The organism is Maribacter sp. Asnod2-G09, from assembly GCF_045063795.1.
In the GTDB taxonomy this organism is placed as follows: domain Bacteria; phylum Bacteroidota; class Bacteroidia; order Flavobacteriales; family Flavobacteriaceae; genus Maribacter.
The window spans coordinates 289,932-303,293 of the sequence record NZ_JBEFOA010000003.1; the positions used below are offsets into that span (position 1 = coordinate 289,932).

The following is a 13,362-nucleotide window of genomic DNA, read 5'->3' on the forward strand; positions in this document are numbered from 1 at the left end:
TATGAAAAAGTACATCATTTTGGTTTTAGCATTGTCTTTCTCTTTTGCAAATAATGCGCAAAACACAAAAGAGGACAATTATAAAACAGGCGTAAAAATTGTTAATGAGGTTAATGGTGAAGGTGCTGCAAAAGGATTAGAAGCAGCTTTTAAAAGTGTCTCTCCAGATATGGCAGATTATATTATTCGCTATGGTTTTGGAGAAATTTATAACAGAAAAGGCATAGATTTTAAAACCAAAGAATTATTAATAATAGCTAGTCTTACTACACAAGCTAATGCAAAGTCGCAGTTAAAGTCGCATATAAATGCTGCATTAAATTTAGGGGCTACGCCAAATGAGATTTCTGAAACTATGATTTTGTTAAGCTTGTATACGGGCTTTCCAGCTGCAAATAATGGCATTTTTGCTTTAAAGGAAGTTTTAGAAGAAACAAACTATACTGCATCTAATCACATAAATACAACACAACAATTAGTTAAAAACTGGGAGTTAGATGGCTTTTCTATGCCTGAGTCTATTGTGGCATCACCAACAGAGAATTGGTTATATGTTTCTAATGTAAATCAAAATAACAAAGGGTATATAAGTAGAATTTCAAAGGACGGAAAAGTTGATAATTATAAATGGGTAACTGGTTTAAATTCGCCTGCAGGCTTGGCATTATATCGGGACAAATTATACGTTGGCGATGGTAAGGAGCTTCATATTATCAATGTTAAAAATGGTAAAGTCGTAAATAGCATTACTTCTCCAGATGTTGTGTCATTAAATGATGTTGTGGTTTCTAAAAACGGACAGGTTTTTATTTCTGATATAGCAAGTGGTAAGATTTTCACATTAGTAAATAACAAATTAGAGGTTTGGTTTCAATCCTCTGAAATTAAGCATCCAAACGGACTTTATATTCAAAATGAAGACTTGGTTATTGCAAATTTTGGTGAAGAATTGACTTTAGAAATTTCACCAGATAAGTTTGGCAGTCTATATAAAGTTAACCTAAAAGATAAAACGATAACACGGTTTAAAAGCAGTTATCAACTAGGAGCTTTAGACGGTTTAACTGCTGTTAATGATGGTTTTTTAGTAACAGGAGGTACGGTTAGTGACTTGTTTTTTATAAATGAGAATACGCGACAATTAATTGGAAACTTCCCGAAAGGTTTAGCGGATATTACTATAGAAAACAATGTGTTATTTACTCCGGTTCTATTTAGTAATTCAATAGCATCTTACACACTTCCATCAACGATTAGTGAAGCTATACCTGTAGATGAAAATTGGAAACGAATAAACACAAAAGAAGAATATTTAAAGATAGCTGCCGATAATTTTTATGGTGACAAAGACGGGCAATCTGTTGCTACTCACGACGGACAAATATTTGGAGTTTTTGGAGGTAAAGTTTTGACAGGTACTTGGGATTGGAAGAATAATTTCTTCACCAGAACCAGCAAAATCGGAGATCTGGATTTAGGGTATGATGAACTTGTAATTGAAGTAACCGACACCAAAATGCGCTTAACACTTAAGCAAGGCAAGGGAATGACCGTTGTCTACAATAAAAAATAATTTAAAAATAGAAACACTATGAAAGCAATAGTATTAGAAAAAGCAGGAGGACCAGAAAACCTTCATTTAGCAGAAGTAGCAAAACCAAGCATAAAAGATAACGAGGTATTAGTAGCGGTAAAGGCTATTTCATTAAACCCGGCAGACGTAAAACCAAAGTATCAAGATAAGATGCTGAATATGATGTACGGAGAAAAACGACCTGTTATTTTAGGCTGGGACATAGCAGGAACCGTAACAGAAGTTGGTACGGATGTTACCAATTTTAAAATAGGCGACAAAGTCTTTGGTATGGTAAATTTTCCTGGTGTAGGTAACGCTTACGCGGAATTTGTTGCTGCGCCAGAAGCACATTTAGCTATAATGCCAGACAACGTTTCTTTTGAAGAGGCTGCAGCTACAACCTTAGCTGCTCTAACTGCACTGCAAATCTTAGAAGGAAGGATTAATAAAGGTGATAAAGTACTAATACAAGCAGGTTCTGGTGGTGTTGGTCATTTTGCGATTCAAATTGCAAAAGCAATGGGAGCTTTTGTAAATACTACTGCCTCGGCAAAAAACGGTGCATTTGTTACCTCTATTGGAGCAGATAACGCAATTGATTATCATACTGAAAAGTTTGAAGAAATTTTATCCGATATCGACTTCGTGTTAGATACGCAAGGTGGTAAAGTATTAGAAAATTCAGTAAAAGTTTTAAAAAGCGGTGGTACAGCTTATACAACAGTAGGTATGGATTTAGATGACTTAAAAGCATCAGCTAAAAAGGAGAACAAAACCGTTTCAGACATTTTAGTACACTCTAGTGCTGAAGATATGAACACCTTAAAAGAAATGTTAGAAAACGGTAGCATTAAACCAAATATTTACAAAACGTTTGCTTTTGAAGATATGGCTAATGCCCATACCGAAGTTGAAAAAGGAAGAACAGTGGGTAAAGTAATTGTAACATTATCATAAAAATGATGATAAAGGTTGTAGCTCAATTTGAGAATAAAACCAGAATAATTACATCAAATAGAAGAGATATGAAAAATTTAAAAAATATAATAGTCGTGTTGTTTGTTTTAATACTTGCAGGGTGCAAGGGCAAAACAACTCCTAAAAATGAGAAAGTATCAGAAATTCAAGAAAGTAGAAGCGTAATTACGAACGATTTTTCTGTAGCAGTAAAATGGGAAATAGGTGGATTTAAAATGCCCGAATCTGTATATGCTTCAACTAATCATAAATGGTTGTACGTTTCAAATACCAATGGTCCTGCTCCCGGTTTTATAAGTCGCGTATCTAAAGATGGTGTTATAGACAACCTAAATTGGGTAACAGGATTAACGTCTCCAACAGGCTCTGATATTTATGAAAACACCTTGTACGTTGCCGACCAAAAACAAGTGCATCTTATAAACCTAGACAACGGAAGCATTGTAAAAAGTTATGCAGCAAACGAAGCAGGTTCTTTAAATGACTTAGCAATAAATCAAAAAACAGGGCAAGTTTTTATTTCTGATGTTCCAGGGGGTAAAATCTACACTATTGAGAATGATAAATTAGTGGTATGGTTACAGTCTGATAAAATTCCATTTCCTAATGGTGTTTATGTAGAAAACAACAGTTTGGTTGTTGCTAATTATGGGTTAGAAAATGGAGAGGGATTGATGCGTGCAACTTGGAAACCTGAAGATTTTGGGTCGCTATACAATGTTGATATTACTTCTAAAAAGTTAGAGTTAATTGCAACTTCAGACAAAAAAGGAGTTTTTGATGGTGTCACTTCAATAAATGGCGTTTTATTGGCAAGCAGTAATCCAACGGGACAATTATTCACATTTGATGAGGATAAAAGTTATTTAATTGATGCTTCTTCAAAAGGTATTGCAGACATCAACACTGACGGAAAAATTATTTATGCGCCTTATATTTTTGATAATAAGTTAGTAGCGTATAAACCAACACCTTGGGATAGAGTTACTACTAAAGCCGAGTATATAGAAAAAGGAGCAGACAATTATTATGGTGATGAAGGCGGAACGTCTATAGCTACTAGCGACGGAATAATTAAAGGGAGTTTTGGCGGACAAGAATTAAAAGGAACCTGGGATTGGCAAGATGAATTTTTCTGTAGAACAAGCACTTTAGGAACAATGGATTTAGGTTCAGATTGTATTCAGATTGATGTTACAGACACTAAAATGCGCTTAATCTTAAACAAAGGAACAGGAATGTCTGTGGTTTATGATAAAAAGAAAGACCCAGAAATCACTATCCTATCCACCTTTAAAATAAAACCAGAAAAGGTTGAATTGTTTAAAAAGGAAATGCTCGCCAACCAAGATGTGGTTCGTAAAGAGAAAGGTACTTTAGAGATGAAGTTGTTTCAAGATAAAAACAATCTAGAGAATTTTTTGGTCTTCGGAATAAATGAAGGTAAAAAAACTTTAGAATCGCATTCTGAAGCGGTAGACAAAAGAGGAATTGCAGATCGTGTAAAATCGGCTTTAATTGAAGCACCTAAAACCTTGTTTTTAAATAACGAAAAACCGTTACCAACTAATGATTTCAGTCAAATTAAAGTAGACAATAATGAAGTCTTATTGTTTTCCATTTTTGAAATAAAAGAAGGGTACAAAGAAAAATTTGTAAAACAATTAATTAAGCATACGGAGCTTACTAGGCAAGAAGAAGGTAATATCCGTTTTGATTTTTACAGCATCAATGGAAAAGAAAATACATTTGTTTTTCAAGAGCATTGGAAGAATGAAGAAGCTGGTGCATTCCATAGAAAACAACCATACACACAAGAAACGGGAGCTATAATGAAGGAGGCTATTATAGCGTCTACAATGCAAGCTTTTTTTGTGAATCAGATTGAAAAATAGAAGAACATCTAAAACATACTGAAAATGAAAACACAAGATAAATTACCGAATTATACGAGAAAAATATTTGTTGGTGGCGAATGGAAAGACGGAAAAGGACCAGCAATCAAGGATATTAACCCTTGGAACCAAGAGGAATTATTCTCCTTAAACGGAGCTACCACAGATGATGTGAATGAAGCTTTTGAACAAGCAGCAGTTGCGCAGAAAAAATGGGCAGCAGTACTACCTCCTGAAAAGAGTAGAATGATGCTTAAACTAGCCGAAGTAGTTAGAAACCGAAAGCAAGAGTTTGCAGAATGGGCAAGAAAAGAAGTAGGAGCAACATTAGCAAAAGGGTATTTTGAAGCAGAATTGGTTGCTAGCGTTTTTGAAAGTGCTGTGCATTTACCATTATTAGTAGAAGGTAAAATTTTGCCACAAGATATTGATGGCAAAGAATCTATTGCAGTTAGAAAACCATTAGGAGTTATTGGTTTAATTTCTCCTTGGAATTTTCCGGGTCAATTAACCGCGCGTACTTTAGGTCCTGCCTTAGCAGTAGGTAATGCGGTGGTTTTAAAACCAGCATCAACGTCTATAGTAACAGGCGGATTAATTTTTGCTTCTTTTTTAGAAGAGGCAGGTTTCCCTAAAGGGTTATTAAGTGTATTGCCTGGTGGCGGAAGCACTATTGGTACTGCAATTACAAAACATCCTATCTCAAAATTAATTTCGTTTACAGGTTCAACGCCAGTTGGTCGTCAAGTAGGAATTAACGCGTTGAGTGCTGATATTATAAAAAATATCGAATTAGAATTAGGAGGTAATAGTCCGTTCGTGGTATTGGAAGATGCAGATATTGACCAAGCGGTTGAAGCTGCTGCTTGGGGTAAATTTATGAATCAAGGTCAGATTTGTATGGCTATAAACAGAATTATTGTAGAAGATAAAGTCTATGATGAATTCACAGAGAAGTTTATTGCCAAAGTAAAAACCTTAAAACGTTTAGATATGAATGACCCTGATACATTTGTAGGACCAATCATAGATCAAGCACAATTTGATACTGTAAAAGGTTTGATAGATAAGGCGAAGAAACAAGGTTACAAAATGGCTTTAGGAGGTGAAGCAGAAGGTTTACATATGCCACCACACGTTTTTGTAGATGTAGACGAAAACTGTCCATTATTTCAAAATGAGATTTTTGGACCAGCAGTTTCAATTGCTCGCGCAAAAGATACAGAAGATGCTTTACGTTTAGCAAATGCTACAGACTACGGTTTATCTAGTTCTGTATTCACACAAGACGAAGCTAAAGGAATGGCATTTGCACAAGGTATTGAAGCTGGTATGACACATATTAATGATCAACCAGTTAATGATAGTGCTTATGCACCATTCGGTGGAGTTAAAAACTCAGGTCTAGGACGTTTTAATGGACAATGGGGTGTGAAATCGTTTACCGTAGCACATTGGATTACCATTCAAAAAACACCAAGAAAATATCCTTTTAAAGCATCGGATTTTCAATAGTCAAATATAATTTACATTACATTTTTAAAAGCTGAGATTAATTTAAAATTAGTCTCAGCTTTTCTTATATTCCAATAATTACTAAAAGGTTTAAAATAATCTTGGAATTTTAGTAAGAATTCAAGTTCTTGCACGATTAAATTTTGCTTAAAATAATGGATGATTTAATTACGTTTTCTATTGCTGTTTTTACTGGCTTCTTTGCTATTACTAACCCAATATCTAACATGACCGTTTTTCTATCTTTAACCCAAGGGGCAGATGAAAAAACCAAAGCTGATATCAATAAAAGAGCCAATCTTATTGCCTTTATAATCGTATTGGTATTTGTGCTCTTAGGGAAATATATATTTGAATTGTTCAACATCAGTATCCCCGCATTTAAGATTACAGGCGGAATTTTAATATTCTACATCGGATTTGAAATGCTACAATCGAAACAATCGAATGTAAAGAACATTAAACATGTAAATATTGATGAAAACATTGCGGTTTCTCCATTAGCTATTCCCATTCTAGCAGGTCCTGGTACTATTGTTACCGCTATGAACTTTGTATCTAGTGCACAACCTGTGCATATCGCCATCGTAATCGCTGTTTTCGGTTTTATGAGTTTACTAACCTACCTTACTTTTAGGCTTAGTAATTTAATTGTACGATTGGTGGGCTATAACGTGATTTCTGTTATTGGTAAGATTATGGGTTTAATTATAGCCATTATTGGTACAGGTATGATTATCGAAGGAATAAAAATTTCCTTTAATCTGATTACAAAATAAATACCTAAATTAAAGGATACTTATTTTTCTTAACGTATTGGAATATGAAGAAGGTACTTGTTTTATTTGCACATCCGAAGTTTGAAAAATCAAGAGCAAATAATATATTGGTCAATTATATCAAAGACAAAGAAGGTGTCACTTTTCATGATTTGTACGAACAGTATCCCGATTTTCATATAGATGTACCGTTCGAGAAGAAATTATTAGAAGAGCATGATGTTATTATATGGCATCATCCTATGTATTGGTATAGTTGTCCGCCGCTATTAAAACAATGGATTGATATGGTGCTGGAATTTAATTGGGCTTACGGTCCGAATGGAAAGGCTTTATCTTCTAAAATCTGCTTAAACGCTATCACCACTGGAGGCAGTAAAGAATTATATTGTACACAAGGAACAAATAGCTATACCATAACAGAATTTTTAAGACCCTTTGAGCAGACGGCTAATCTATGTTTAATGAACTATCATAAACCTTTTACCGTGATGGGAACTTATAAATTAACAGATGATGAATTAGAGGTTTATGGAGCACAATACAGCTCATTTATAGACGGGCTACAAACATAAAACCAATAACTTCATTACCACAGTAATGTCTAAAAACACATTACAAATAAACCAACCAATATGACCGGCAGCTTACTATTTGATGCAATTGTTTTCTTATTAGGAGCAATCATTTGTGTTTCTATTGCGAAAAAATTAGGACTCAGTTCTGTTATTGGCTACCTAATGGCAGGGGTAATTATCGGACCTTATGTTTTGGGTTTTATTGGTGAAGAAGGTCAAGATATTCTTCATTTTGCCGAATTCGGTGTTGTGGTTATGCTGTTCTTAATCGGACTGGAAATTGAGCCAAAGAATTTCTGGAATATGCGAAAGACTATTGCTGGTTTAGGCGGGCTACAGGTTGGTGGAACCATGGTACTTTCATATCTCTTTTTTATACTATTAGATTTTGATTGGAAAGTAGCTTTGGTTATTTCTATGGCCGTGGCGCTATCATCTACTGCAATTGCCATGCAGACCATAAAAGAAAAAGGATTGATGGATACTACCTTTGGTAATTCTGCCTTTTCTATACTATTATTCCAAGATATCATCGTAATCTTCATGTTGGGTGCTATTCCATTACTCTCAAATACAGATGTGGCGGCAACTACCGATGCACATGAGGCAAGTAGCAACCTTTTAGATGGTTTACCTATGGGTTACCAAACACTCGCCATTATTCTTTCTGTTGCATTAATTATTGGTGCAGGCCAGTATTTAATAGTACCGATGTTAAGAAAGGTAGCACAGACTGGGGTACGAGAACTATTAATTGCTTCTGCGCTATTAATAGTGTTCAGTATTTCTTTTTTAATGGAATATGTAGGACTATCGCCTGCTTTAGGAGCATTCTTAGGCGGAGTAGTGCTATCTAATAGCGAATATAAACATGAGCTAGAAAGTACCTTAGAACCTTTTAAAAACTTGCTGTTAGGATTGTTTTTTATTGCCGTTGGTGCATCGATAAACTTTGTGGTTATTGCCAAAATGCCGTTGACCATTGGCGGAATATTAATTGCTGTCATTTTAATTAAAGCATTGGTTCTATTTGGTATTGGTACGGTGTTTAAAATGAAACTTGATCAGAAATTGTTACTGACCTTCGGCTTGGCGCAAATTGGTGAATTTGCTTTCGTACTTCTTTCATTTGCTTTTCAATTGAATATTCTAGAACAAGAACAAATGGATATTTTACTGGTAATTACAGCATTAACAATGTCGTTAACACCAATTATAAGTATCATAAACGAACGATTGATTCTGCCTAAAATTGGAACAAAAGAATCTATTAAAAGACCAATGGATCACATTGCTAAATCGCAAAATGTTATTCTAGTCGGCTTCGGTCATTTTGGTAGTACGGTTGGTCGTTTTCTAAGATCTCATGGTATTGAAGCCACTATTCTAGATCAAGATTCTAACCGTGTTGACTTTCTTCGTAAAATGGGGTTTGAAGTATATTACGGCGACGCCACACGTATAGATCTATTAGAATCTGCAGGTATTGCACAAGCTAAAATATTAATTTGCGCAATTGACAACCCTAGTGTTACCAAAGAAATTACAAAAATGGTAAAAGAAAAGTACCCGCATGTTGAACTCATGATTCGTGCTCAAAATCGGTATGATGCCTATGAATATTTGAATATGGGCTTCGAAAATATTTATAGAGAATCTCTAGATACATCTTTATCATTGGCCAAAGATGTATTGAGCAAGCTTGGCTTTAGAAAATATACCTTAAACCAACAGGTACAGAATTTCATTAAATATGATGAAACAAGTTTAAGAAGATTGGCAGCTGAACCAAAAGGAGAAGAGAACTATATTTTTAAAGCTCGTAAAGAATTAGAGGAGCAGGAACGATTGTTGGAAGAAGATTTTAAAAGAGGTATCGTCGAATACGATAATCATTGGGACAGTGAATCTATTAGAGAGGTATTAAAAGACCAACAAAATAACAATTCTTCATCTACCAACTAAAGTCTTCTAAAAGGCTATTTTGTACTTCTATAAAATAGGCTAATTCATAGACAGAATGTGCCAATTCATCTATTTCTAACTTAATAACTAGCATATAGTTTAAACCACAAGTGCATTTACATGTCAAAGTATTGAACGTAAAAATAAAAGTTTAACCTTTTAAATTTAAAACGATGAAAACAAATACTAAAACATATGTAGTACTAGGATTATTTCTTATGGCATTCGCTTTGCCAAGTACAGCACAAACACGTAAAAGAACGTCAACAAAAACAACTACTACAAGAACTACTACAGTAACAAAAACACCAGGTAGAGTATCAAGTAAAAGAGTTCAGTATAAAACACCCAAGAAAAAAGTGGTAGCAGTTAGGACTGTACCTAACAAAACCGTAGTAAAACATAATGGGCAAAATTATTACTACTCAAATAATAAATACTATACTGCATCTCGTGGTAGATATATTTCCATAGCACCTAAAATTGGTTTTAGAATAAATAGCCTACCTCCAAACTATGCTAGGGTACGTTTCAATAACCATTTGTATTTTAATGTTGGTGGCACCTTCTACGTAGAAGCTAATTCTGGATATGAAGTTGTAGATCCTGAAATTGGTACAGTAGTTAGCGAGATACCTGATGGGTATGAAAAAGTTACTATTGATGGATTTACATATTATGAATACTCTAATATACTGTATGAAAAAATACAAGTGAATGGATCAAGAGCTTATGAAGTTGTAGGTATTATTGATATGGAGTAATTAAATAAACGTTTTAAAAGTCAAGGGCTTACGAAAATATTCGTAAGCCCTTTTTTTTATTCCAATCAATAAAACATGATATTCGTTAGGTTTATAAAAAACCTAATTACTTACTTTTACCTTAGTATAGTAGATTGCAATCAAGAACCCCTTTACACGTAAAGATGTCATCAATAAATCATTTCATTATAGTATGTATGTTTATTTTTTTAGGATCAATTGGTTCTATATCAAATGATGTAAAGCCTCTAAAAAACACTCTTTTCTTTGATATTGTACATAAAGACAATGTAATAGGTAGTTTAAAAGCTTCTAAAACCATTAAAGATTCTAAAACTCATTACCAAAGTGTAACTACCATAAACACGCGCATCATCAAAGAAATAGATGTAAATTATTTGTACAATGTTATCTATGAAAATAATAAATTGAAGAGGGCTAATGTACTTATAGATGTCAATGATAAACCCTATGCCGACATTCTTACCAATTGGGAAATAGATTATTACCAGATTTCCAAAAATGATAAAAATGAGTTAGTGGTACAAGAAGATATCCAGTACGCTACCATATTGCTATATTTTGTGGAACCAGTAGACATAGAACGGTGCTATTCTGAACAAGATGGAAGTTTTAATACTATCATACCTTTAGGCAATCATTCGTACAAAAAAATAAATGCTAAAAACAACGAGAATATTTATTATTATAAAGATGGCTTTTTAGAAAAAGCAGAAATAAATGGAGGATTGATAAAGTTTGACATTGTTGCCCAAAAATGATTATTTTAAGAAATATAACATAAAACAGTTATGACAAATACCGGATTAGTACTTTCAGGCGGTGGCATACGTGGAGTAGCACATATTGGTGTAATAAAAGCCTTGGAGGAACATGGTATTTACCCAACTCATATATCTGGTACTAGTGCGGGTGCTATTGTTGGGTCATTATATGCAGGTGGTGTAAAATGGGAAGATATTTTAGAATTCTTCAAAGTAATTCCTATTTTTCATGCCAACAGATTCGCCCGTAAAAAACCCGGTTTTATAGACACCGAGAAGTTTTATGATGAGTTTAAAAAGTTTTTCCCTAACGATAAATTTGAATCACTTCCCAAGGAGCTTTTTATAACGGCTACGGATATCGTTAAAGGGGAATTAAAGATTTTTGATACTGGTGAATTGATAAAACCAGTACTTGCATCTGCAACTTTTCCTGGTGTTTTTTCACCTATTAATATTAATGGGTCTTTCTATGTAGATGGTGGTGTATTGAATAATTTCCCTATTGAGCCTTTACAACCACACTGCGATAAAATAATAGGCAGCTATGTAAACGCACTAAAATCTATTAAAATAAAAGATTTAAAACATTCTTACAATGTATTGGAAAGAGCGTATAAAATAAAATCAGCATCAGAATCGATTGCTAAATTTTCAGAATGTGAACTAATTATTTCACCAGAAGAGCTTTGTGAATATGCTACATTTGATATGCGATCTATAGATCCCATTTTTGATATTGGTTACAATAGTACTATTGATGCGCTAAAGAAACAGGGATATTCAAAACAATAAGAAAGCTTAGTTTAAAACTTCACATGACTAGCACGTTCCATGAAATAATCTTCAAAACGTTCTAATTTAGGATGCATTTTTTCCGAGTATATCACATACTGGCATTTCATAATACTTTGCGCAACCGTAATCATTGCAGTATAGTCTGATTTTTGAATTAAAAAATCACCATCATCAATACTACAAATATTTAATTGTGAAGTACTTACTCCATTTAATAAAAACAACTTGTGTAGGGTAGTAGGTGTGGTAATCAATATATCTATACCTTCAAATATTTCTGATTTTTGAATATCTATATGCAGTTCTTTATAACTTGCATACACGCGTAATGAACAGTATTTTGTATACCTTAAAAATTCATCATAAAGTTCAAGTACTTTCTCTTTATTCTGAACTACAATAACCGCTCTAGGTGCATTACCCTCTGCCTTACATTTTAATTTTTGTAGGGTCGTCAAAATCAAGGTGGTTGTTTTACCGCTGTCTTTTGCTGCCGTACAATATACGTTCGCTCCACTTTTAATAATTGGAATGCTTTTCTTTTGAAATGCTGTTGGCTCTTCTATAGAAAATTCTTCTAAAGTTTCAAGTATGTATGGATTCAGTTTTTTAAAAGACATAATATGTTTTATAAAATTCTACGTTTATTAAGAATATATAATTTTGCAAAGATACAGCCTACCAACGGGCTAACCCTATTATAGTACTCTAATTTCTTATAAGAAGCAAGCAAGACAATTTCTTAGGAATAAAGTATAAGAAAGACGCCAAGCATAATACCTGCTAGCGGTACGAGCTTTTTACGTTTGTTCTGTTCTTTGAAGATAAAACCACCAACGACTACAGCGATTAATATTTGGCTTCGCTTAATAGCAGATAATAACATAATCAATGCATCTGGATCTTGTAAAGCTTTAAAATAGAAATAATCTGCCGTTTGCAATAATATACCCACCATTGGTATGGTCCATCGCCATTTGAAAGAGCCTTTTAAATTGGGGTTTGTAGATTGTGTAATAAGTACGACCATACCAATGATTAACATGGTATAGGTACAAAACCAAAACTGAAGGGTAGGAGGGTTTAACGCTAAACTCTGAATCAAGAACTTATCGTACAAACCACTTGAAGCCCCTAAAAAGGTGGCTCCTATAATGGCATATATCCATTTATTGTTCTTAAAATTTATACCTTCTTTTTTTCCGATTTTAGAATATAGAAAAACAGAAAATATGATTAAAAAGAAGCCAATCCATTGCAAAAAATTAGGACGTTCTTGATATATTAAAATTGCACCGATAAAAGTGAAAAACGGACCAGCAGAACGAATTGGTGTTACAATAGTAATTGGTAAGTGCTTCAACGCTTGATATGCCAATCCCCATGATGAAGCCATAATCATTGCCTTTATAAATATAAAACCGTGTGTCTTCAATGAAATATCCGATACAAATAAATCGATTGACTGTAATTCCTCCGGATAGTATTTAGAACCCAAAAACAAGGGTAAAAACAATAAAAAACCTGTTATTAAAGTACCTAGTAAAACAGAAAAAGCATCATTACCTTGTACGGCATGTTTCTTACATAAGTTGTGTAATCCTAAAAAAAGCGCTGCTAAAAGTCCGAGGTACATCCACATAATGCGCGCGAAGATATTGGTTTTTGACTGTTCTTCCTTCTAGAATTCAAAATCAAATTCTATTAGTAATTGGCACAGCCGAATATA

The 13,362-nt window shown here is 33.8% G+C and carries 12 protein-coding genes; 10 read left to right on the forward strand and 2 right to left on the reverse strand.

Going from position 1 to position 13,362, the window contains the following annotated elements; genetic code table 11:
- The first annotated feature begins 1 nt into the window (after position 1).
- The 10 genes from ACJJVT_RS05195 (at position 2) to ACJJVT_RS05240 (ending at position 11,630) form a co-directional block, all read left to right on the forward strand.
- Complete coding sequence (locus ACJJVT_RS05195; protein ID WP_405397023.1) at positions 2-1,573, forward strand: carboxymuconolactone decarboxylase family protein; 1,572 nt, start codon at positions 2-4, stop codon at positions 1,571-1,573.
- An 18-nt stretch (positions 1,574-1,591) separates the two neighbouring features.
- Positions 1,592-2,533, forward strand: a complete 942-nt coding sequence (locus ACJJVT_RS05200; protein ID WP_405397025.1) for an NADP-dependent oxidoreductase — start codon at positions 1,592-1,594, stop codon at positions 2,531-2,533.
- 68 nt (positions 2,534-2,601) lie between these two features.
- Positions 2,602-4,449, forward strand: coding sequence for an antibiotic biosynthesis monooxygenase (locus ACJJVT_RS05205; protein WP_405397026.1), 1,848 nt, complete (start codon positions 2,602-2,604; stop codon positions 4,447-4,449).
- 24 nt (positions 4,450-4,473) lie between these two features.
- A complete protein-coding gene (locus tag ACJJVT_RS05210; RefSeq protein ID WP_405397027.1) occupies positions 4,474-5,964 on the forward strand; it encodes an aldehyde dehydrogenase family protein in 1,491 nt (496 codons plus the stop codon).
- 155 nt (positions 5,965-6,119) lie between these two features.
- Entirely contained in the window at positions 6,120-6,743 is a 624-nt protein-coding gene (locus ACJJVT_RS05215) for a MarC family protein (protein ID WP_405397028.1), read from the forward strand.
- Positions 6,744-6,787: 44 nt separating this feature from the next.
- Complete coding sequence (locus ACJJVT_RS05220) at positions 6,788-7,318, forward strand: NAD(P)H-dependent oxidoreductase (protein WP_405397029.1); 531 nt, start codon at positions 6,788-6,790, stop codon at positions 7,316-7,318.
- A 60-nt stretch (positions 7,319-7,378) separates the two neighbouring features.
- On the forward strand, positions 7,379-9,286 hold the full coding sequence (locus ACJJVT_RS05225; RefSeq protein WP_405397030.1) for a monovalent cation:proton antiporter-2 (CPA2) family protein: 1,908 nt from the start codon (positions 7,379-7,381) through the stop codon (positions 9,284-9,286).
- Positions 9,287-9,459: 173 nt separating this feature from the next.
- Positions 9,460-10,050, forward strand: coding sequence for a DUF6515 family protein (locus tag ACJJVT_RS05230; protein WP_405397031.1), 591 nt, complete (start codon positions 9,460-9,462; stop codon positions 10,048-10,050).
- 197 nt (positions 10,051-10,247) lie between these two features.
- Positions 10,248-10,832, forward strand: coding sequence for a DUF6134 family protein (locus tag ACJJVT_RS05235; protein WP_405397032.1), 585 nt, complete (start codon positions 10,248-10,250; stop codon positions 10,830-10,832).
- A 30-nt stretch (positions 10,833-10,862) separates the two neighbouring features.
- Positions 10,863-11,630 carry a patatin-like phospholipase family protein gene (locus ACJJVT_RS05240; RefSeq protein ID WP_405397033.1) on the forward strand — a complete coding sequence of 256 codons (768 nt, stop codon included), beginning with the start codon at positions 10,863-10,865 and terminating at the stop codon, positions 11,628-11,630.
- An 11-nt stretch (positions 11,631-11,641) separates the two neighbouring features.
- On the opposite strand, the gene ACJJVT_RS05245 is transcribed toward ACJJVT_RS05240, so the two are convergent.
- Together ACJJVT_RS05245 and ACJJVT_RS05250 are read right to left on the reverse strand one after the other, a co-directional pair.
- Positions 11,642-12,253, reverse strand: a complete 612-nt coding sequence (locus ACJJVT_RS05245; RefSeq protein ID WP_405397035.1) for a DEAD/DEAH box helicase — start codon at positions 12,251-12,253, stop codon at positions 11,642-11,644.
- A 122-nt stretch (positions 12,254-12,375) separates the two neighbouring features.
- Entirely contained in the window at positions 12,376-13,275 is a 900-nt protein-coding gene (locus tag ACJJVT_RS05250; protein ID WP_405397036.1) for an EamA family transporter, read from the reverse strand.
- Positions 13,276-13,362: the final 87 nt, after the last annotated feature.

What these genes read in the sequence shown, in the direction of transcription:
- ACJJVT_RS05210 (WP_405397027.1), top strand. Translation starts at nt 4,474, where the DNA reads ATGAAAACACAAGATAAATTACCGAATTATACGAGAAAAATATTTGTT.
- ACJJVT_RS05220 (WP_405397029.1), top strand. Translation starts at nt 6,788, where the DNA reads ATGAAGAAGGTACTTGTTTTATTTGCACATCCGAAGTTTGAAAAATCA.
- ACJJVT_RS05235 (WP_405397032.1), top strand. Translation starts at nt 10,248, where the DNA reads ATGTTTATTTTTTTAGGATCAATTGGTTCTATATCAAATGATGTAAAG.
- ACJJVT_RS05230 (WP_405397031.1), top strand. Translation starts at nt 9,460, where the DNA reads ATGAAAACAAATACTAAAACATATGTAGTACTAGGATTATTTCTTATG.
- ACJJVT_RS05225 (WP_405397030.1), top strand. Translation starts at nt 7,379, where the DNA reads ATGACCGGCAGCTTACTATTTGATGCAATTGTTTTCTTATTAGGAGCA.
- ACJJVT_RS05215 (WP_405397028.1), top strand. Translation starts at nt 6,120, where the DNA reads ATGGATGATTTAATTACGTTTTCTATTGCTGTTTTTACTGGCTTCTTT.
- ACJJVT_RS05195 (WP_405397023.1), top strand. Translation starts at nt 2, where the DNA reads ATGAAAAAGTACATCATTTTGGTTTTAGCATTGTCTTTCTCTTTTGCA.
- ACJJVT_RS05245 (WP_405397035.1), bottom strand. Translation starts at nt 12,253, where the DNA reads ATGTCTTTTAAAAAACTGAATCCATACATACTTGAAACTTTAGAAGAA.
- ACJJVT_RS05240 (WP_405397033.1), top strand. Translation starts at nt 10,863, where the DNA reads ATGACAAATACCGGATTAGTACTTTCAGGCGGTGGCATACGTGGAGTA.
- ACJJVT_RS05250 (WP_405397036.1), bottom strand. Translation starts at nt 13,275, where the DNA reads ATGTGGATGTACCTCGGACTTTTAGCAGCGCTTTTTTTAGGATTACAC.
- ACJJVT_RS05200 (WP_405397025.1), top strand. Translation starts at nt 1,592, where the DNA reads ATGAAAGCAATAGTATTAGAAAAAGCAGGAGGACCAGAAAACCTTCAT.
- ACJJVT_RS05205 (WP_405397026.1), top strand. Translation starts at nt 2,602, where the DNA reads ATGAAAAATTTAAAAAATATAATAGTCGTGTTGTTTGTTTTAATACTT.